Raw genomic sequence first — 20249 nt, forward strand, 5'->3', positions numbered from 1 at the left:
TAAGTCAGCCTATGTGAATCTGGTCCCGGCCCTGGCCCCTAGATCACCCACAGGAGGCAGATCACCATGGCCAAGAACAAGAAGCAGGTTCGTAAGCAGCCGCAGTCCGAGCGTGGTCCGCAGGCGGCACAGCCGTCCTCGATGGAGTCGCAGACCGAGCAGCGCATCGCCCAGGCGACGCCTGCCGACATCGCCCGCAAGGGCCGACAGAAGCGCTTCGGCCACAACTGACGTCTGCACAGCGGGCCGTTGCGGCCCGGGCATGCACGAGGGGCGCATCCGGTGCCGGATGCGCCCCTCGTCGCGTCGTGTCCTGCGCGCCATCAGCCCGCGAGGCAGGACGGGCCGAGCAGGACCTTCAGATCGCCGAAGAGAGCGGGGTCGGGCTTGACCCGGTGCCGGTCCAGACGCAGGACGGTCGTCTTCGTCGGGCCCTGGAGCCTGATCCGGACCTCGCTGTCGCCCTTGTGGTGGGTGAGGATCTCGCCGAGGCGGTTGATCATCGGCGGGGTGACCCGGGTCGCCGGGATGGTGAGGACCACGGGCGCGTTGGTGCCCGCGTTCGACAGGTCCGGGACCTGGAGCTCCATCGCGACCAGCCGCGGCACGTCCTCGCGCTTGTCGAGGCGGCCCTTGACGAAGACGACGGCGTCCTCGACGAGTTGAGTGGAGACGAGCTGGTAGGTCGCCGGGAAGAACATGCACTCGATGGAGCCCGCGAGGTCCTCCACGGTGGCGATGGCCCAGGCGTTGCCCTGCTTGGTCATCTTGCGCTGCAGGCCGGAGATGATGCCGCCGATGGTCACCACCGCGCCGTCCGCGTGCTCGCCCCCGGTGAGCTGGGCGATCCCCGCGTCCGCCTTGTCGGACAGGACGTGCTCCAGGCCGAACAGCGGGTGGTCGGAGACGTACAGACCGAGCATCTCCCGCTCCTGGGCGAGCAGATAGGTCTTGTCCCACTCGTCCTCGGTGAAGACGACGTCCAGGCCGAAGCCCGGTTCGCTGGTCTCCTCCTCGCCCATGCCGCCGAAGAGGTCGAACTGTCCCTCGGCCTCCTTGCGCTTGACCGCGACCACGTTGTCGATCATCGGCTCGAAGTGCGCGGTGAGGCCCTTGCGGGTGTGCCCCAGGGTGTCGAACGCGCCCGCCTTGATCAGCGACTCCGTGGTGCGCTTGTTGCAGGCGACGGCCTCGACCTTGTCGAGGTAGTCGGGGAAGGAGGCGTACTTGCCCTTGGCCTTGCGGCTCCTGATGATCGACTCCACCACGTTGGTGCCGACGTTGCGGACGGCCTCGAGGCCGAAGAGGATCACGTCGTCGCCCTGGGCGGCGAAGTTGTGCACCGACTCGTTGACGTTCGGCGGGAGCACCTTGATGCCCATGCGGCGGCACTCGTTGAGGTAGACGGCCGACTTGTCCTTGTCGTCCTTGACCGAGGTGAGCAGCCCGGCCATGTACTCGGCGGGGTGGTTCGCCTTCAGGTAGGCGGTCCAGTACGAGACCAGGCCGTACGCGGCGGAGTGCGCCTTGTTGAAGGCGTAGCCGGCGAACGGGACCAGCACGTCCCACAGGGCCTTGATCGCCTCGTCGCTGTAGCCGTTCTTCTTGGCGCCGGCCTGGAAGATGGTGAAGTTCTTCGCCAGCTCGTCGGGCTTCTTCTTGCCCATCACGCGGCGGAGGATGTCGGCCTCGCCGAGCGAGTACCCGGCGATGATCTGGGCGGCCTTCTGCACCTGCTCCTGGTAGACGATCAGACCGTAGGTGACGGCCAGGACCTCTTCGAGAGGCTCCTCCAGCTCCGGGTGGATCGGCGTGATCTCCTGGAGCTTGTTCTTGCGCAGCGCGTAGTTCGTGTGCGAGTCCATGCCCATCGGGCCCGGACGGTAGAGCGCGGAGACGGCGGAGATGTCCTCGAAGTTGTCGGGCTTCATCAGACGCAACAGCGAGCGCATGGGGCCGCCGTCGAACTGGAAGACGCCGAGGGTCTCACCGCGCTGGAGGAGTTCGAAGGTCTTCGGGTCGTCGAGCGGCAGGGCCAGCAGGTCGAGGTCGACGCCCTTGTTGGACTTCACCATCTTGACGGCGTCGTCCATGATCGTGAGGTTGCGCAGGCCGAGGAAGTCCATCTTCAGCAGGCCGAGCGACTCGCACTGCGGGTAGTCCCACTGGGTGATGGTCACGCCGTCCGTGTGCCGTACCCAGATCGGGGCGTGGTCGACGATGGGCTCGCTGGACATGATCACGCCGGCCGCGTGCACACCCATCTGGCGGACCAGGCCCTCGACGCCCTTGGCGGTGTCGATGACCTTCTTGACGTCCGGCTCGTTCTCGTACATCGCGCGGATCTCGCCGGCCTCGCTGTAGCGCGGGTGCGAGGGGTCGGTGATGCCGTTGAGGTCGATGCCCTTGCCGAGGACGTCGGCGGGCATGGCCTTGGTGAGACGGTCGCCCATCGCGTACGGGTAGCCCAGCACGCGCGCGGAGTCCTTGATGGCGTTCTTCGCCTTGATCTTGCCGTACGTGCCGATCATGGCGACCTTGTCGGCGCCGTACTTCTCCGTCACGTACCGGATCACCTCGACGCGCCTGCGCTCGTCGAAGTCGATGTCGACGTCGGGCATGGAGACGCGCTCGGGGTTGAGGAACCGCTCGAAGATCAGGCCGTGCGGGATCGGGTCGAGGTCGGTGATGCCCATCGCGTAGGCGACGATCGAGCCGGCCGCGGAGCCACGCCCCGGACCGACCGCGATGCCCTGGTTCTTCGCCCACATGATGAAGTCGGCGACGACGAGGAAGTAGCCCGGGAACCCCATCTGGATGATGACGTCCATCTCGTACTCGACCTGCTTCTGCCGGTCCTCGGGGACGCCGCCCGGGAAGCGGCGGTCCATCCCCCGGCGGACCTCCTCCTTGAACCAGGTGACCTCGGTGAAGCCGTCGGGGATGTCGAACTTCGGCATGAGGTTCTTCGCCTCGAACATGCCGGTGGTGTCGATCTGCTCGGCCACCAGGAGGGTGTTGGCGCAGCCCTCCTGCCAGGCGTCCGAGGAGTCGATGGCGTACATCTCGTCCGTGGACTTCAGGTAGTAGCCGGTGCCGTCGAAGCGGAAGCGGTCCGGGTCCGAGAGGTTCTTGCCGGTCTGGATGCACAGCAGCGCGTCGTGCGCGGTCGCCTCGTGCGCGTACGTGTAGTGCGAGTCATTGGTGACCAGCGGCGGGATGCCCAGCTTCCTGCCGATCTCCAGCAGGCCGTCACGGACCCGGCTCTCGATCTCGATGCCGTGGTCCATCAGCTCCAGGAAATAGCGGTCCTTGCCGAAGATGTCCTGGTAGTCGGCGGCCGCCTGCAGCGCCTCTTCCTTCTGGCCGAGCCGCAGCCGGGTCTGGAGCTCGCCCGAGGGGCAGCCGGTGGAGGCGATGAGCCCCTCGGACCACTGGGAGATGGTCTCCTTGTCCATCCGGGGCCACTTCTGCAGCCAGCCCTCGGCGTAGGCGTCCGAGGAGAGCCGGAAGAGGTTGTGCAGGCCCGTCGCGTTCGCCGCCCAGATCGTCTTGTGGGTGTAGCCGCCGGAACCGGACACGTCGTCGCGCTTCTGGTGCGGCTGGCCCCACTGGATCTTGCGCTTGTTGCGCCGCGACTCGGGGGCGACGTACGCCTCGATCCCGATGATCGGGGTCACGCCGGCCTTCTTCGCCGTGTGGAAGAAGTCGTAGGCCCCGTGGAGGTTGCCGTGGTCGGACATGGCGATGTGCGTCATGCCCATCTCGTTGCACGCGTCGAACATGTCCTTCAGCCGCGCGGCACCGTCCAGCAGCGAGTACTGGGTGTGGACGTGCAGGTGCGTGAACGGCGGCTTTGACACGGCTGCGGCCTCCAGGGGAAACATGGGTCGACTGGCGCCCCACCGGTTGCGGGCGGTCGGGGGGACAGCGTCGAAGTCTATGCCTGACCACTGACACGCGGACCGCTGCGCCGCGTACCTTCACGGGAGGGAAACGGGCACTCCCGCGTCCCTTCGTCCGTTGAAGACGGCACAGACGCCGTCGTACACGTCATGCACCAGGAGGCACCCAGCGATGTCGGTTCCGCAGCTCGACGACGAGCACCGCGGCGAGCAGATCCTCGCCGTCTTCGACACCGCGTTCGGCGAGCTCCTGGCCGCCGACCCGGCCGCGTTCCGCGTGAAGTTCCGGAAGATGGCGGCCTCGGCGTTCGCGTTCTACCGGGGCACGGCCGGCCTCTTCTACCACGACCTGGACGCGGAGAAGCGGGGCGGCCCGTTCCTGGACGAGCGCACCTCGCGCGTGTGGATCCACGGCGACCTGCACGCGGAGAACTTCGGCACGTACATGGACGCCAACGGCCGGCTGATCTTCAACGTCAACGACTTCGACGAGGCCTACGTGGGACCCTTCACCTGGGACCTCAAGCGCCTCTCCGCCTCCCTCGCCCTCATCGGGTACGCGAAGGCGCTCGGCGACGACCAGATCACGGAGCTGGTGGAGGTCTACGCGGGCGCGTACCGCGAGCGCATCCACGCGCTGGCCACCGGCGCGAAGAGCGACGAGGTGCCGCCCTTCACCCTGGACACCGCCCAGGGCCCCCTGCTGGACGCGCTGCGCGACGCCCGTGCGCTGACCCGCTTCGGGCTGCTGGACTCGATGACGGAGATCCGGGACTTCGAGCGTCGCTTCGCGCCCGGCGGCGGCTCCATCGAGCTGGACGCCGCCACCCGCTACAAGGTGCTCGCCGCCTTCGACGGCTACCTGGAGACGCTGCCGGAGACGTCGCTGGCCCGCCCGGACTCCTACCGGGTGAAGGACGTCGTCGGCCGCCGCGGCATCGGCATCGGCTCGGCCGGTCTGCCGTCGTACAACATCCTCCTCGAGGGCCACAGCGACGCCCTGGAGAACGATGTCGTGATCTACATCAAGCAGGCGCAGACCCCGGCCGTGTCCCGGCACATCACCGACCCGGCGATCCGCGGCTACTTCCAGCACGAGGGACACCGCACGGTGATCTCCCAGCGCGCCCTCCAGCAGCACGCGGACCCGTGGCTGGGCTGGACCGAGCTCGGCGGCGCCGGCCAGCTGGTCGCCGAGGTCTCGCCGTACGCGGTCGACCTGGACTGGGGTGACATCGACGACCCGGAGGAGATCGCGGGCGTCGTCGCCGACCTGGGCCGGGCCACCGCCACCATGCACGCGGCGGCGGACGACACCTCCGGCGAGTCCCTGGTCCCCTTCTCCACCGAGCGGGCCATCGACGCGGCGATCGCGGCCGACGAGGAGGGCTTCGCACCCCTCCTGGTCGACTTCGCTCACGGCTACGGCGCACGCGCGCGTGCCGACCACCAGATCTTCGTCGACCTGTTCCGCAACGGCCGGATTCCGGGTCTGTGACAGTAGGCCTTCTCACAGGGACTCTTTAGGGGTCCCCTACCGCGGTACGTGACACACTCTCCTCCGCTATGGACATATCCGGGACCCGCCTCAGAGCCGTACGCGCGGCGCTGTTCACGGCCTTCGTCGTGACGCTCAGCACCGCGTCGCACGTGCTGCTGTCGCGGGCCCCGCTGCCGCTCAACACGGTGGCCGCCGTCGCGGCCGCCGTGTTCGCCCTCGCTTACGCCCTCGCCGGCCGCGAGTGCGGCTTCGGGCGGATCGCCGCCTGGCTGATCCCGCTGGAACTGGCGGCCGACACCGTCTTCACCACCGGCCAGCACGTCTGTTACGGCAGGGCCGGCGGCCCGGTCGCCGGCCCGCTGGCCTCGTTCGGCTGGGACGTGCTGTGCGGCGACGGCACCCGCGTGGGCACCCCACTGGCGCAGGTCGCCGGGGGCCCCGGTCCCACAGGGCTGGGCGGACATCTCGCGCACGTCTACCCGGCCGCCGCCTGGCTGCTGCTCGCCGCGCACATCTGCGTCGGCCTGATCGCCGCCGCCTGGCTGCGCCGGGGCGAGCGGGCGCTCGTCCAGCTGCTGCGGGCGGCCACGGCGACCACCTTCCGGCCCCTGCTGATCGCGGTGGCCGCCGTGACCGTACGACGCGCCCCGGCGACCCGCCGTCTGCCGCGGCCCGCTCGCCGCGCGGCCACCGCCCGTGACCGGCTCCTCGTGCACTCCCTGGGAAGGCGTGGACCGCCGCGCTCGCCCGCCGCGGTCTGAACAGACCACGCGTCCGCACGGACTCGTCACCACGGACACGTCTGCACGGACACGTCTGCACGGACTCGTCTGCACGGACTCCTCCGCCACGGACACGTCCCCACGGACCGGGCACTCCGGGCACCACCTCAGTTCCTCAGTCCCCACACGAACTTCCGCGTACGACGCGTGCGCGTCCCTTTTGGAGATCACCATGAGCAAGCGGAACAGCGCTGCGGCGAAGACGGCGGCCCGGGAGCGGCTGCGCATCGAGCGCGAGCGCGAGGCCAAGCGCGCCAAGACCAAGCGTCAGATCATCGTGGGCCTCTCGGTCGTCGGCGTGCTGGCCGCCGCCGGCGGCATAGGCTACGCCGTCGTCCAGGCCAACAAGCCCGAGTACTGGGACCACGTCAAGAGCCAGAAGCTCGTCAAGCCCGCCAACACCACCGGCGAGGACGGCACGACCGTCGTCATCGGCAAGGCGGACGCGAAGAAGACCCTCGCGATGTACGAGGACCCGCGCTGCCCTATCTGCGCCCAGTTCGAGCAGACCGTCGGCCAGACCGTCGACAAGGACGTCGAGGCCGGCAAGTACAAGATCCAGTACGTGGGCGCCACGTTCCTCGACGACAAGCTGACCGGCGAGGGCTCGAAGAACGCGCTGAGCGCTCTCGGCGCGGCGCTGAACGTCAGCTCCGAGGCTTTCCTCGAGTACAAGACCGCGCTGTACTCGACGAAGTACCACCCCGAGGAGACCGAAGACAAGTTCAAGGACGACTCGTACCTGATCAAGGTGGCGGACACGGTCTCCGCTCTGAAGAACAACGCCAAGTTCCAGAGCGCCGTGAAGAACGGCACCTATGACAAGTGGGCGCTCGTCATGAGCGCGAAGTTCGACTCGGACAGCAAGAAGTACAACATCCAGGGAACCCCGTCCCTCGTGATGGACGGCAAGCTCATCAAGGCCGCCAACGACAACGTCCCCATGACGGTCGCCGACTACGAGACCGCGATCGGCGCGGCACTCAAGGGCTGAGCACCGGAATGCCCCGGACCGTGGAAACGGTCCGGGGCATTCCGCTTTTCCCGGCCCGGAAGCAGGCCCGCCGTCCCCCTCGAACGGGTCGGCCGGAATGCTTGCCCCGACAGCAACCGGGATTCTGCCGACAAAGTCGGAAACGAATAACAGCGCGGGCATGTCGCCACGGAGAACGGAAAACGGACCACATCACCGCATAGGGCGGAAGCCTCCACAATCATCGTGGCCGCCGCAACGATCAAGCCAAATGCGAATCCGAAACGTGCCGTTTACATCCAGTGCTCGATCCGGGTAACGTTCACGCCGCACCGAGGAAAGACGAGTTGTGGAGGAAAGATGAAATTCAAGAAAGCCCTCGTCGCGGTTGCGGCCACTACGGCGGCACTGGGAGGCATCACCGTGGGCGGGGCGACCTCCGCCAGTGCGGCCACCTTTGGATGCGGGAGCTCCGGAAACAACAATTCCAATGGTGAACTCAAAGTCGTTGTGGGGCATTTACGGAACGGCCCGTTCGCGTCGTGCACGCAGACCCAGTCCGTGGTGCCCGGCACGGCGTTCCACGCCTGGTGCGGGGTCTACAACACGTCCGGGAACTTCTGGGTGTACGGACGGGTGGGCAGCGGCCAGGTCAAGGGCTGGATCTTCTCCGAGAACCTGTCCCTGTCGTCCGGGTCGGTAAACATCTGCAGCTGAACCCGATATTCGTGACGGCCCGTCAGTTCCTTGGCGGGCCGTTTCGTTTTGCCCGGAACATTTCCGGGAGGTGTGCGAGAGGCGACCGGAGGGGGCTGCCGGCGGCTACCCGCGGGGCAGCAAGGGCCGGCCGCCGGCACAGCGGCGGGAGGCCGGCCGCGACGTCCGTCCCTCCGGACTCGGGGACCGGTGTCCGACGGGCAGCCGAAGAGCGGGCGAACTTCTTTCCGGTTCGCCCGCTCTCGGTCGTACTCGTCAGTAATCTGATTGCCCGTGACCAGTCGATACAGATCCTCCACGAGCGCCGACGTTCCGTCAGAGCGCCCCGACTCCCTCTCCCCGCGCCGCCGTACGGTCGTCAAGGCCGCGGCGGCGACCGTCGTCCTGGCCGGACCGCTCGCCGCCGCGCTCCCGGCCCGCGCCGCCGCGGAGACCCCGGCGTTCCTGCACGGCCTCGCCTCCGGCGACCCGCTTCCCGACGGCATCCTGCTGTGGACCCGGGTGACGCCCGCCGCCGAGGCGACACCGGGCTCCGGGCTCGGCCCGGACACCGAGGTGAGTTGGGTCGTCGCCACGGACAGGGCGCTGACGAACGTCGTCAACAAGGGCTCGACCACCGCCACCGCGGCCTCCGACCACACCGTCAAGGCCGACATCCGCGGCCTCCAGCCGGCCACCGACTACTACTTCCGCTTCTCGGCGGGCGGCGCCCAGACCCCGGTGGCGCGTACCCGCACCGCGCCGGCGGCGGACGCCGCCGTCACGGGTCTGCGCTTCGGCGTGGTCTCCTGCGCCAACTGGGAGGCCGGCTACTTCTCCTCGTACCGCCACCTCGCGGCCCGCGGCGACCTGGACGCCTGGCTGCATCTCGGCGACTACATCTACGAGTACGGCACGGGCGAGTACGGAGCCCGCGGCGCCGTCGTACGGCAGACCTCGCCCACCCACGAGATCCTCACGCTCGCCGACTACCGCACCCGGCACGGCAAGTACAAGACGGACCCCGACCTACAGGCCCTGCACGTGAAGGCCCCGGTCATCGCGATATGGGACGACCACGAGTTCGCCAACGACACCTGGTCGGGCGGCGCCGAGAACCACACCGAGGGCGCGGAGGGCGCCTGGTCCGCCCGTCAGGCGGCCGCGAAGCAGGCCTACTTCGAATGGATGCCGGTCCGGCCCGCGATCGCCGGCACCACCTACCGCCGGCTGCGCTTCGGCAAGCTCGCCGATCTCTCCCTGCTGGATCTGCGTTCCTTCCGCTCCCAGCAGGTCAAGGTCGGCAACGGCACGGTCGACGACCCGGACCGCACGATCACCGGGCGCGCCCAGCTGGACTGGCTGAAGACCGGGCTGAAGGCGTCGGACACCACCTGGCGGCTGGTCGGCAACTCGGTGATGATCTCGCCGTTCGTCATCGGCTCGCTCTCCGCGGACCTGTTCAAGCCGCTCGCCAAGCTGCTCGGCCTGCCGCAGGACGGCCTCGGCCTCAACACCGACCAGTGGGACGGCTACACCGACGACCGTCGCGAGCTCCTCGCCCACCTGCGCGCGAACGCCATCCGCAACACCGTGTTCCTCACCGGTGACATCCACATGGCGTGGGCCAACGACGTGCCGGTGGACGCCGGGACGTACCCGCTGTCGGCCTCGGCCGCCACCGAGTTCGTGGTCACGTCGGTGACCTCCGACAACCTCGACGACATCGTGAAGGTGCCCGAGGGCACGCTCACCGCGATCGCCTCGCCGGTCATCCGGGCCGCGAACCGGCACGTCCACTTCGTCGACACGGACCGCCACGGCTACGGCGTCCTGGACATCACCGCCGACCGCGCGCAGATGGACTACTACGTGCTGTCCGACCGCACCAGCGCCACCGCGACCTCCTCCTGGCAGCGCTCCTACCGCACCCGCAGCGGTACCCAGAAGGTGGAACGGACGTACGACCCCGTCTAGGGCGCGTAGCCGCTACAGGCTCTCGAGGAAGCCGAGCGCCACCCGCCAGGTGGCCTCGGCCGCCTCCTCGTCGTAGTCGGGCAGCCCGGGGTCGGTGTACAGGTGCCCCGCGCCCGCGTACCGGTAGACCTCCACGTCGGCGCCGGCCCGGCCCATCTGGAGGTACCAGGCGCTCAGCCAGTCGTCGGTCTCGAACGGGTCCGGCTCCGCGACGTGCAGCTGCACCGGGAGGTCGTCCACCGAGACGTTCGGCGCGAGGTCCGAGGTGCCGTGCAGAAGGAGCAGGCCGCGCGCCTTGTCGTCGCCGAGGGCGAGGGTCTGGGCGATCGACGCGCCGAGCGAGAACCCGGCGTACACCAGCCCGCGCTCGGAGTAGGGCGCGGCGGCCAGCACGGCTCTCTTCAGCAGCTCGTCCTTGCCGATCTCCTCGTTGTACGCCATGCCCTCCTCGACCGTGTCGAACGTGCGCCCCCCGAAGAGGTCCGGCGTCCGGACCTCGTGCCCGGCGGCACGCAGCCGGTCCGCCGCGGCGCGCACCGCCGGCCGCGGACCATAGGTCGAGTGAAAGAGCATGATGTTCATGCGCCCATGGTGCCAGCCCGCACCGACAGCCCCCGGCGTGCGCCTCTTCACACAAGTCACAGGTTCAGGACCCCGCCGGCTCGGTTACGTTCGAAGGCATGGAGAACCTGCTCCGCCCCGTGATCGTGGTGGGCGGCTCGGTGGTGCTGACCGTCCTCATCAGCTGGGCCACCGACCGCCTGCTGTCCAAAGCCGACCGACGGCACCCGGAGACCCCGCTGTGGGGTCTGCTGCGCCGCGGCCGCATCCCGTACCAGCTGGTGCTGTGCGCGGCGATGCTCAGAGGGTCCTACGACGAGGCGCAACTGCTGGACGACCACAAGGTGGCCATCGGCCGCACCCTCACCCTGGTGCTGATCGGCGCGGCGGCCTGGCTGGTGATCCGCATCGCGGGGGCGGTCGTCGAGACGTCGTACTCGCGCTACGCGCGCATGCACCGCGACGCGGCCCGGGTCCGGCGGGTGCGGACCCAGGTGTCGCTGATCATGCGGGTGGTCTCGGCCGTCGTCGGCGTGGTCGCCGCGGCCTCGATGCTGCTGACGTTCCCCGCCATGCGCGCGGCGGGCGCCTCGCTGCTGGCCTCGGCCGGGATTCTCGGCATCGTCGCCGGTGTGGCCGCCCAGTCGACGCTGAGCAACTTGTTCGCCGGCCTGCAGATCGCCTTCGGCGACATGGTCCGCATCGGCGACACGGTCGTGGTGGACGGCGAATGGGGCACGGTCGAGGAGATCACCCTGACCTTCCTGACCGTGCGGACCTGGGACGAGCGCCGGATCACGATGCCCGTGTCGTACTTCACCTCGAAGCCCTTCGAGAACTGGTCGCGCGGCACCCCCCAGATGACGGGCATCGTCTACTGGCACGTCGACCACGCGGCGCCCGTGGAGGCGATGCGCGAGAAGCTGCGCGACATCCTGCGCGAGTGCCCGGCCTGGGACGGCCGCGCCTGCGGTCTCGACGTCACCGACACCACGCCCAACACCATGCAGGTGAGGGCCCTGGTCACGGCCAAGGACGCCGACGACATCTGGACGGTGCGCGTCGCGGTCCGCGAGCAGATGATCCGCTGGCTGTCCAAGGAGCACCCGTACGCGCTTCCCCGGGTCAACACGGCTGACGCGGCGCTGCCTCCGGGGCGGCTCCCGGGCCAGTCCGCCTCGCCCGACGGCGCGGCCCGCCGCGTCCACGAGCCTCGCTGACGAACCGCTGCCCCACGGCTGTCGCGTTCCCTCACCGTGAAGAAACCGGCCCCGCCCGCCTCCCGTCCGAGGCCGGGCGGGGCCCGCTCGCTCACCTGAGGCTGCGCACGTCCAGGTGCCGCAGCACGCGGTCCACGATCTCCGGGTCGGCGCCCGGCTCGCTGCGCGCCGCGACCACCTCGTGCCGTGCCGCGCTCAGCATCTCCCCCTGGATGCGGCGCACCCGCTTCAGCCGGCGCACGCGCTGATCGTGCCCCTCCCGCCGCTCGTCCTCGCCCACGTCCGGGCTGATCCGCAGTCCGATGTCGAAGGCCCTGCGCAGCATCTGCTCGGACAGTTCCTCCGACAGGTCCTCCTCTGCCTCGATCTCCCGCAGCCGCTGCTTCGCCGCCTTGGCCGCGCGCACCGCCAGTTCCTTCTCGAACTCCTTCTCCCGGTCGGTGTCCGACCGGACGTCGAGCCGCTTCACCAGCCAGGGCAGGGTCAGCCCCTGGAGGACCAGCGTCGCCATGATCACGCCGAACGCGATGAAGACGATCTCGTCCCGGTCGGGAAAGGGGCCGCCGTCGTCGGTCTTCAGCGGAACGGCCAGCGCCAGCGCCACCGAGGCCACCCCCCGCATCCCCGACCACCACATGACGAGGGTCTCCCGCCAGTTGGTCGGGATGTCCTCCAGGTGATCCTTCCTGGCGTGCAGCCGTTGCGTCAGCCATGTCGCCGGCAGCAGCCACAGCAGGCGTACGACGACGACGACCGCCACGATCACCGCCGCCCACCCGAGCATCTCCCCCCACCGCCCGGACGCCGTGCGGATCGCGTTGTGCAGCTCCAGGCCGATCAGCCCGAACGCGACGCCCGTGACCAGCGTGTCGATGATGTCCCAGAAGGTGTGGCCGGCCAGGCGGGTCAGCACGTCGTCGGGGTCGGTGGCGTACTCGGCGAGGAACAGCGCGGTGGTCAGCACCGCCAGCACCCCGGACCCGTGGAACTCCTCCGCCAGGACGTAGGAGGCGTACGGCACCAGGAGCGTCAGGCCGATCTGGAGCGTCGTGTCCCCGAGGACGTCCAGCAGTCGGTTCGCGCCCCAGCCGAGCGCGACGCCCACCGCGACCGCGACCACCGCGGACAGCACCAGGTCGAGTCCGGCCCGCCACGGGGAGAACGTTCCGCTCACGGCGGCGGCGATCGCGACGTGGTACAGCACGATGGCCGTCACGTCGTTGAACAGCCCCTCGCCCTCCAGGATGGAGACCAGCCGACGGGGCAGCCCGAGCTGTCCGGCCACCGCGGTCGCCGCCACCGGGTCGGGCGGCGCGACCAGCGCCCCGAGCGCCACCGCGGCGGCCACCGGCAGCCCCGGCACGATCGAGTGGGCCACGGCGGCCACGCAGACCGTGGTGACGAACACCAGCGCCACGGCCAGCAGGAAGATGGGCCGCACATTCGCCGCGAACTGCCGCCACGAGGTCCGCCGTACCGCCGCGTACAGCAGCGGCGGCAGCAGGAGCGGCAGAATCAGATCCGGCGGGATCTCCACGTTGGGCACGAAGTCGAGCACCGCGAGGACTATCCCGAGCAGGGTCATCAGCACCGGAGCGGGCAGTCCGAACCGGTCCCCGACCGGGACGCTCACCACGGCCCCGAGCAACAGGACGAACAGCAGGGCCAACTGGTCCACGGTCAGCGCTCCGGGTCTAGACGATCAATGCATCCAGGCCTTCAGCGTCGCACGCCCGCCGTCCGCTACAGCGAACGGCGCATGGACCGATGCGGAATGCCCGCCTCCAGGTCCTCGGGCCCGTAGGGCGTGTACCCCAACCGCTCGTAGAAACCCAGCGCCCGAGTCTGTGCGTGCAGGTCCACGGCCGAGAGCCCCCGCGCGCGTGCCGCCTCCTCGACGGCCCGCACCAGCGCGACCCCGACGCCCAGCCCGCGCGCCTCGCGCGTCACGGCGAGCCGCCCGAGCGAACCCACCGACGGGTCGCCTCCGGTCCTCGCCGAGGCCGCGTCGCCGTACAGCAGTCGGCCGGTCCCGAGCGCTACCCCGTCCTCCCGGACCGCGAGCAGGTGCACGGCGCCGGCGTCGTGCTCGTCGTACTCCAGGTCCTCGGGGACGCCCTGTTCGCCGACGAAGACCTCCTTGCGCACCGCGAAGCACGCCTCCCGGTCGGCGAGGTCCTCGGCGACGCGCACCGTGCAGGCGGGCGTGCCGGTCATCCGTAGGTCTCCTCGCGGACCTGGTCCAGGGCCTTCTGCAGGTCCTCGGGGTAGTCGCTGGCGAACTCCGCCCACTGTCCGTCGCCGGGATGCTCGAAGCCCAGCCGCACGGCGTGCAGCCACTGCCGGGTCAGGTGCAGCCGCTTGGAGAGCGTCGGGTCCGCCCCGTACGTCAGGTCGCCCACGCAGGGGTGGCGGTGGGCGGCCATGTGCACGCGGATCTGGTGCGTGCGGCCCGTCTCCAGCTTCACGTCCAGCAGGGAGGCCGCGCGGAAGGCCTCGATCAGGTCGTAGTGCGTGACGGAGGGCTTGCCCTCGGCGGTGACCGCCCACTTGTAGTCGTGCTGGGGATGACGGCCGATGGGCGCGTCGATCGTGCCGCTGGTGGGGTCGGGGTGGCCCTGGACGAGCGTGTGGTAGCGCTTGTCGACCGTGCGCTCCTTGAACTGGCGCTTGAGCGAGGTGTAGGCGCGCTCGGACTTGGCGACCACCATCAGCCCGGAGGTGCCGACGTCGAGCCGGTGCACGATGCCCTTGCGCTCGGCTGCGCCCGAGGTGGAGATGCGGAAGCCGGCCGCGGCCAGCCCGCCGATGACGGTGGGGCCGCTCCAGCCGGGCGAAGGATGCGCGGCCACGCCGACGGGCTTGACGATCACGACCACGTCGTCGTCGTCGTGCACGATCTCCATGCCCTCGACCGGCTCGGCGACGATCTGCACGGGCGCTGGGGCCTGCGGCATCTCGACCTCCAGCCAGGCCCCGCCGCTGACCCGCTCGGACTTGCCGACCACCGAGCCGTCGACCGTGACCTTCCCCGCCGCGGCCAGCTCGGCGGCCTTCGTACGGGAGAAGCCGAACATGCGGGAGATGGCGGCGTCGACGCGCTCGCCCTCCAGGCCGTCCGGCACGGGCAGGGTACGGATCTCGGGAATCGTGCTCACCCGTCGAGTATGCAGGACGACCGCGACACCGCCGTACGGGCCTGTGGACGACCGGAGGCCGCCCGGCCCGGGTCAGTCCTTGTGGACGGTCCCGTCCGGGTCGAGTCCCTTGAAGGAGAGCAGGACGATCAGGATGCCCCCGCACACGATCGCCGAGTCGGCGAGGTTGAAGACCGCGAAGTGCTTCGGCGCGATGAAGTCCACGACCGCGCCCTCGAAGACGCCGGGCGCCCGGAAGATCCGGTCGGTGAGGTTGCCCAGCGCGCCGCCCAGCAGCAGACCGAGCGCGACCGCCCAGGGCAGGCTGTACAGCTTGCGCGCGAGCCGGGCGATCACCACGATCACCGCTGTGGCGATCACCGTGAAGATGACCGTGAAGGCCTCGCCGAAGCCGAAGGCCGCGCCTGCGTTGCGGATGGCCTCGAACCGCAGCCAGTCCCCGACGATGTCGATCGGCGCGTGGTGCTCCAGCTTGGCGACCACGATCATCTTGCTGACCAGGTCGAGTGCGTACGCGAAGGCGGCGACGGCGAAGAGCACGGCGATGCGGCGCTTGCCCCTGGGCCGCGTCCCGGCGCTCTCCTGCTCGCCCGGGCCGGACGACTGCTCCGGCTCGGACCCCGCCTCTGGGGTGTCCGGCGTACCGATGACGCGCTCCGCCTCTGCCACGTGAGTCCCTCAACCTAGGTACCTGACTGAGGACGAGGGTACGGCACACCCCCCGCCTGCCAGGCGATCAGTACCGCCGCTCCTGCTTCTGCTTGCACTCGACGCACAGCGTGGCCCTCGGGAAGGCCTGCATCCGGGCCTTCCCGATGGCGTTGCCGCAGTTCTCGCACAGCCCGTAGGTGCCGGCGTCCAGCCGTTCCAGGGCGTGTTCGGTCTGGATCAGCATCTCGCGCGCGTTGGCGGCCAGCGCCAGTTCGTGCTCGCGCGTGATGTTCTTGGTGCCGGTGTCGGCCTGGTCGTCGCCCGCGCCGTCCCCCGAGTCCCGCATCAGCCCCGTCAGGGCGGCCTCGGACGCGGCCAGCTCCGCTCGCAGCCGCGCCTGCTCGGAGTCGAGCTCCGTGCGGGCCTCCTCGGCCTCCTCCGGCGTCCACGGCTCCTCGCCGGGGCGTACCGCCAGTTCGCCCGGCTCCGCCGCGGCGAGGCGTGCCTTGGGGACGGCGGTCTTCGCCGCCGTGGCCGTACCCGGAGTCTTCTTCGCAACCACAGTCGTGGCTCCCGTCTGCTCCGCGGCCGAGGCCGCGCCCACCTTCTTGGCCGTGTTCTTCCTGCCCGCGCTCGTCGCGGCCACGCTCTTCGCGCCGGCCGCCTTCCTGGCCGCCGCCTTCTTGGCGGTGGCCTTCACCGCCGCCGACTTCGGCGCGGCGGCTCTCTTCGAGGCGGTCTTCCGGGCGGTCGTCCGTTTCGCGGCCGCCTTCCCGGCCGTCTCCTCCACGGCCACCTGCTTCCCGGCGGTCCCACCGGCGGGGGCGTCCTTCGGGGCGGCGCCAGACTTCGCCGACGCCTTCCCGGCCGCCGCCTTCGTGACCGGCTTCATGACCGCCTTCGTGTCCGGCTTCTTCGTCCCGGCGGCCGCCGACGGCCGCCCGGAATTCACCGCTGTCACGGCCTTCACGTCCTCGGCCGCGCCGCCGGGGTCGTCCGTGGTCGTGCCGGACGCCGGCTGCTGTACGGCGGTCTTTTTCGCCACCATGGCCGCGGCCCCTTCACATTTTGTGATCTTGCACGCAAATCGTGCTGGGACGATAAATCGACTTGGAGCCCGCGGCAACGGGGCACACCGCCAGATTCGCCCTCCTCGCGCACGCCACGCGGGGGGCCTGCATCCGTTGTGCCCAGCTCCCCGCCGGGTAATCCGCCGCACCGGGCACGCCGGCCCGCGGCCACGCGCGGCATCGCGCCCGGCGGCCGTTCGGGGCATCCGGGACCAGGCCGCGGGCCGCGCTCGGGGCCCCCGAAAAGCGGTCGGCCGCCGTCGCCGGGGGGCCGTACACTGGGCGGAGCGAAAAGCGTGGATGGGGACGAGTAGCGGCGTACGCAGCCCAGAGCGACCCGGGGACGGTGAGAGCCCGGGGGCGAGCGCGACGTGAAGATCACCCCGGAGCCGCCGGAGGAAGGCCCCCAGGGGGCTGGTAGAACCGGCATCGCGACCCCAATGAGGGGGCTCCCCGGCGCGCAGCGCGCACCGGAGGGCCAAGGAGGGTGGTACCGCGGGAGCGCGCCGCACACGGCGTCCACAGGCAAGAAGGCTCTCGTCCCTCCGACGGAAGGCAGTACGTCCGCCGGAGGAAGATCGATGACGCAGTACCGTCAGGTGCCCGCCCAGGTCGACCTGCCCGCCCTCGAGCACGCGGTGCTCGAGTTCTGGCGCGAGCAGAAGATCTTTGCCAAGAGCCTGGAGCAGTCCGAGGGACGCCCCGAGTGGGTGTTCTACGAGGGTCCGCCCACCGCCAACGGCATGCCGGGCGCCCACCACATCGAGGCGCGCGTCTTCAAGGACGTCTTCCCCCGCTTCCGCACCATGCGCGGCTACCACGTGGCCCGCAAGGCCGGCTGGGACTGCCACGGCCTGCCGGTCGAGCTCGCGGTCGAGAAGGAGCTCGGCTTCAGCGGCAAGCAGGACATCGAGGCGTACGGCATCGCCGAGTTCAACGCCAAATGCCGGGAGTCCGTGCTCCGCCACACCGACGCCTTCTCCGACCTGACGACCCGCATGGGCTACTGGGTCGACCTCGACGACGCCTACGTCACGATGGACCCCGAGTACATCGAGTCGGTCTGGTGGTCGCTGAAGGAGATCTTCGACAAGGGCCTGCTGGTCCAGGACCACCGCGTCGCCCCCTGGTGCCCCCGCTGCGGCACCGGCCTCTCCGACCACGAGCTGGCCCAGGGATACGAGACGGTCGTCGACCCGTCCGTGTACGTCCGTTTCCCGCTCACCTCCGGTCCGCTCGCCGGCGAAGCCGCCCTCCTGGTGTGGACGACGACCCCCTGGACGCTGGTCTCCAACACGGCCGTGGCCGCGCACCCCGAGGTCGCCTACGTCGTGGCGACCGACGGCCAGGAGAAGCTCGTGGTGGCCGAGCCGCTGGTCGCCAAGGCGCTCGGCGAGGGCTGGGAGACCACCGGCCAGACCTTCACCGGCGCCGAAATGGAGCGCTGGACCTATCAACGTCCGTTCGAGCTGGTGGAGTTCCCGGAGCCCGCCCACTACGTGGTGAACGCCGAGTACGTCACCACCGAGGACGGCACGGGTCTGGTCCACCAGTCGCCCGCCTTCGGTGAGGACGACCTCAAGGTCTGCCGCGCCTACGGCCTTCCCGTGGTGAACCCCGTCCGCCCGGACGGCACGTTCGAGGAGTCCGTCCCGATGGTCGGCGGCGTCTTCTTCAAGAAGGCGGACGAAAAGCTCACCGAGGACCTCCAGCAGCGCGGCCTCCTCTTCCGGCACATCCCGTACGAGCACAGCTACCCGCACTGCTGGCGCTGCCACACCGCGCTCCTGTACTACGCGCAGCCGTCCTGGTACATCCGCACCACCGCCGTCAAGGACCGCCTCCTCCAGGAGAACGAGGACACCAACTGGTTCCCGGACACGGTCAAGCACGGCCGGTACGGGGACTGGCTGAACAACAACATCGACTGGGCGCTGTCCCGCAACCGCTACTGGGGCACCCCGCTGCCGATCTGGCGCTGCGAGGACGACCACCTCACCGTCGTCGGCTCCCGCGCGGAGCTCACCCAGCTGACCGGCACCGACCAGTCCGAGCTGGACCCGCACCGCCCGTTCATCGACGACGTCACCTTCGCGTGCCCCGAGTGCGCGAAGACGGCCACGCGCGTGCCCGAGGTGATCGACGCCTGGTACGACTCGGGCTCCATGCCGTTCGCGCAGTGGGGATACCCGTACAAGAACAAGGACCTGTTCGAGGCGCGCTACCCGGCGCAGTTCATCTCCGAGGCCATCGACCAGACCCGGGGCTGGTTCTACACGCTGATGGCCATCGGCACCCTGGTCTTCGACAAGTCGTCCTACGAGAACGTCGTCTGCCTCGGGCACATCCTCGCCGAGGACGGCCGCAAGATGTCCAAGCACCTGGGCAACATCCTGCAGCCGATCCCGCTGATGGACCAGCACGGCGCCGACGCGGTCCGCTGGTTCATGGCGGCAGGCGGCTCGCCCTGGGCGGCCCGCCGGGTGGGCCACGGCACCATCCAGGAGGTCGTCCGCAAGACGCTCCTGACGTACTGGAACACGGTCGCCTTCCAGGCGCTGTACGCCCGGACGTCCGGCTGGGCGCCGGGCGAGGCCGATCCGGCCCCGGCCGACCGCCCGGTCCTGGACCGCTGGCTGCTGTCCGAACTCCACGCCCTCACCGACCAGGTGACGCAGTCGCTGGAGGCGTACGACACCCAGCGCGCCGGCAAGCTGCTCTCGGCGTTCGTGGACGACCTGTCCAACTGGTACGTCCGCCGTTCCCGCCGACGCTTCTGGCAGGGCGACAAGGCGGCGCTGCGCACCCTGCACGAGGTCGTGGAGACGGTCACCAAGCTGATGGCCCCGCTGACCCCGTTCATCACCGAGCGGGTCTGGCAGGACCTGGTCGCCCCCGTCACCCCGGGCGCCCCGGAGTCCGTGCACCTGTCGGACTGGCCGGAGGCGGACCTCTCGGCGATCGACCCGGAGCTGTCGAAGCAGATGGTCCTGGTCCGCCGCCTGGTGGAGCTGGGCCGCGCCACGCGCGCGGAGTCCGGCGTCAAGACCCGCCAGCCGCTGCGCCGCGCGCTCATCGCGGCCACGGGATTCGACGCGCTCTCCCCGGCACTGCACGCGCAGATCACCGAGGAGCTGAACGTCGAGTCCCTGGCGTCCCTCTCCGAGGTCGGCGGCTCGCTGGTGGACACCACCGCCAAGGCGAACTTCCGCGCCCTGGGCAAGCGGTTCGGCAAGCGCGTCCAGGACGTGGCCAAGGCCGTCGCGAACGCCGACGCGGCCGCGCTGTCCCTCGCCCTGCGCGAGGGCACGGCATCGGTCGAGATCGACGGCGAGACGATCACTCTGGCCCCCGACGAAGTGATCATCACGGAGACCCCGCGCGAGGGCTGGTCGGTGGCCTCCGACTCCGGCGCCACCGTCGCCCTCGACCTGGAGATCACCGAGGAGCTGCGCCGCGCGGGCCTGGCCCGGGACGCCATCCGCCTGATCCAGGAGGCCCGCAAGAACAGCGGCCTCGACGTCGCCGACCGCATCGCGCTCCGCTGGACGGCGACCGACCCGGGAGCCGTCGACGCCCTGGACGGGCACGCCGGCCTGATCGCCGACGAGGTCCTCGCCACGGACTTCGCCCGGGGTGAGGCGGACGACACCTACGGCGCCCCGTTCACCGACGAGGCGCTGACGCTGACGTTCCGCCTGCGCAAGGCGTAGGGCCGTACGCCGCGGGGCCCGGATCCCTGAGGGATCCGGGCC

15 protein-coding genes are annotated in these 20249 nt (G+C 70.1%); 8 read left to right on the forward strand and 7 right to left on the reverse strand.

All coding sequences use genetic code 11. The annotated features are described in order from the left end of the window. Nucleotides 1–66: 66 nt before the first annotated feature. Nucleotides 67–231 carry a hypothetical protein gene (locus ACN6LD_RS19670; protein ID WP_199863815.1) on the forward strand — a complete coding sequence of 55 codons (165 nt, stop codon included), beginning with the start codon at nt 67–69 and terminating at the stop codon, nt 229–231. A gap of 92 nt (nt 232–323) precedes the next feature. On the opposite strand, the gene dnaE is transcribed toward ACN6LD_RS19670, so the two are convergent. Next, nucleotides 324–3863, reverse strand: coding sequence for a DNA polymerase III subunit alpha (dnaE, locus tag ACN6LD_RS19675; RefSeq protein WP_445043861.1), 3540 nt, complete (start codon nt 3861–3863; stop codon nt 324–326). 214 nt (nt 3864–4077) lie between these two features. Between dnaE and ACN6LD_RS19680 the strand changes: the two genes are divergently transcribed. From ACN6LD_RS19680 to ACN6LD_RS19700, 5 genes are all read left to right on the forward strand, one after another. After that, on the forward strand, nt 4078–5403 hold the full coding sequence (locus tag ACN6LD_RS19680) for a DUF2252 domain-containing protein (protein WP_057580095.1): 1326 nt from the start codon (nt 4078–4080) through the stop codon (nt 5401–5403). A gap of 68 nt (nt 5404–5471) precedes the next feature. Beyond that, the gene (locus tag ACN6LD_RS19685; protein WP_445043862.1) at nt 5472–6167 is read left to right on the forward strand and encodes a hypothetical protein; all 696 of its coding nucleotides are present in this window, start codon (nt 5472–5474) and stop codon (nt 6165–6167) included. A 193-nt stretch (nt 6168–6360) separates the two neighbouring features. Then, complete coding sequence (locus ACN6LD_RS19690; RefSeq protein ID WP_319188999.1) at nt 6361–7182, forward strand: thioredoxin domain-containing protein; 822 nt, start codon at nt 6361–6363, stop codon at nt 7180–7182. Between the two features lie 225 nt (nt 7183–7407). Beyond that, entirely contained in the window at nt 7408–7878 is a 471-nt protein-coding gene (locus tag ACN6LD_RS19695; protein WP_319188997.1) for a hypothetical protein, read from the forward strand. 273 nt (nt 7879–8151) lie between these two features. After that, nucleotides 8152–9834 (forward strand): alkaline phosphatase D family protein, encoded by a 1683-nt coding sequence (locus ACN6LD_RS19700; RefSeq protein WP_319188995.1) that lies wholly within the window; start codon nt 8152–8154, stop codon nt 9832–9834. A 12-nt stretch (nt 9835–9846) separates the two neighbouring features. On the opposite strand, the gene ACN6LD_RS19705 is transcribed toward ACN6LD_RS19700, so the two are convergent. Continuing rightward, entirely contained in the window at nt 9847–10416 is a 570-nt protein-coding gene (locus tag ACN6LD_RS19705; RefSeq protein WP_445043863.1) for a dienelactone hydrolase family protein, read from the reverse strand. A gap of 98 nt (nt 10417–10514) precedes the next feature. On the opposite strand from ACN6LD_RS19705, the gene ACN6LD_RS19710 reads away from it, so the two are divergent. Continuing rightward, nucleotides 10515–11615, forward strand: coding sequence for a mechanosensitive ion channel family protein (locus ACN6LD_RS19710; protein WP_319188991.1), 1101 nt, complete (start codon nt 10515–10517; stop codon nt 11613–11615). A 91-nt stretch (nt 11616–11706) separates the two neighbouring features. Here ACN6LD_RS19710 and ACN6LD_RS19715 read toward each other — a convergent pair whose 3' ends face one another. The 5 genes from ACN6LD_RS19715 to ACN6LD_RS19735 form a co-directional block, all read right to left on the reverse strand. Further along, nucleotides 11707–13293, reverse strand: coding sequence for a Na+/H+ antiporter (locus ACN6LD_RS19715; RefSeq protein ID WP_319188989.1), 1587 nt, complete (start codon nt 13291–13293; stop codon nt 11707–11709). A gap of 65 nt (nt 13294–13358) precedes the next feature. Next, nucleotides 13359–13832 carry a GNAT family N-acetyltransferase gene (locus ACN6LD_RS19720; protein WP_319188987.1) on the reverse strand — a complete coding sequence of 158 codons (474 nt, stop codon included), beginning with the start codon at nt 13830–13832 and terminating at the stop codon, nt 13359–13361. Then, nucleotides 13829–14773 (reverse strand): RluA family pseudouridine synthase, encoded by a 945-nt coding sequence (locus ACN6LD_RS19725; protein WP_445043864.1) that lies wholly within the window; start codon nt 14771–14773, stop codon nt 13829–13831. Before ACN6LD_RS19725 ends, ACN6LD_RS19720 begins: the two co-directional genes overlap by 4 nt. A gap of 72 nt (nt 14774–14845) precedes the next feature. Further along, nucleotides 14846–15442, reverse strand: coding sequence for a signal peptidase II (gene lspA / locus ACN6LD_RS19730; RefSeq protein ID WP_319188983.1), 597 nt, complete (start codon nt 15440–15442; stop codon nt 14846–14848). Between the two features lie 67 nt (nt 15443–15509). Next, nucleotides 15510–16472, reverse strand: coding sequence for a TraR/DksA C4-type zinc finger protein (locus ACN6LD_RS19735; protein WP_319188982.1), 963 nt, complete (start codon nt 16470–16472; stop codon nt 15510–15512). A gap of 603 nt (nt 16473–17075) precedes the next feature. Here ACN6LD_RS19735 and ileS point away from each other — a divergent pair. Next, the gene (ileS, locus tag ACN6LD_RS19740) at nt 17076–20207 is read left to right on the forward strand and encodes an isoleucine--tRNA ligase (RefSeq protein WP_445043865.1); all 3132 of its coding nucleotides are present in this window, start codon (nt 17076–17078) and stop codon (nt 20205–20207) included. Nucleotides 20208–20249: the final 42 nt, after the last annotated feature.

This window comes from Streptomyces sp. SAS_272 (genome assembly GCF_052543235.1).

Coding starts and splice junctions, on each gene's coding strand:
- ACN6LD_RS19670 (WP_199863815.1), top strand. CDS start 67: ATGGCCAAGAACAAGAAGCAGGTTCGTAAGCAGCCGCAGTCCGAGCGT.
- ACN6LD_RS19680 (WP_057580095.1), top strand. CDS start 4,078: ATGTCGGTTCCGCAGCTCGACGACGAGCACCGCGGCGAGCAGATCCTC.
- ACN6LD_RS19685 (WP_445043862.1), top strand. CDS start 5,472: ATGGACATATCCGGGACCCGCCTCAGAGCCGTACGCGCGGCGCTGTTC.
- ACN6LD_RS19690 (WP_319188999.1), top strand. CDS start 6,361: ATGAGCAAGCGGAACAGCGCTGCGGCGAAGACGGCGGCCCGGGAGCGG.
- ACN6LD_RS19705 (WP_445043863.1), bottom strand. CDS start 10,416: ATGAACATCATGCTCTTTCACTCGACCTATGGTCCGCGGCCGGCGGTG.
- ACN6LD_RS19710 (WP_319188991.1), top strand. CDS start 10,515: ATGGAGAACCTGCTCCGCCCCGTGATCGTGGTGGGCGGCTCGGTGGTG.
- ACN6LD_RS19720 (WP_319188987.1), bottom strand. CDS start 13,832: ATGACCGGCACGCCCGCCTGCACGGTGCGCGTCGCCGAGGACCTCGCC.
- ACN6LD_RS19735 (WP_319188982.1), bottom strand. CDS start 16,472: ATGGTGGCGAAAAAGACCGCCGTACAGCAGCCGGCGTCCGGCACGACC.
- ileS (WP_445043865.1), top strand. CDS start 17,076: ATGACGCAGTACCGTCAGGTGCCCGCCCAGGTCGACCTGCCCGCCCTC.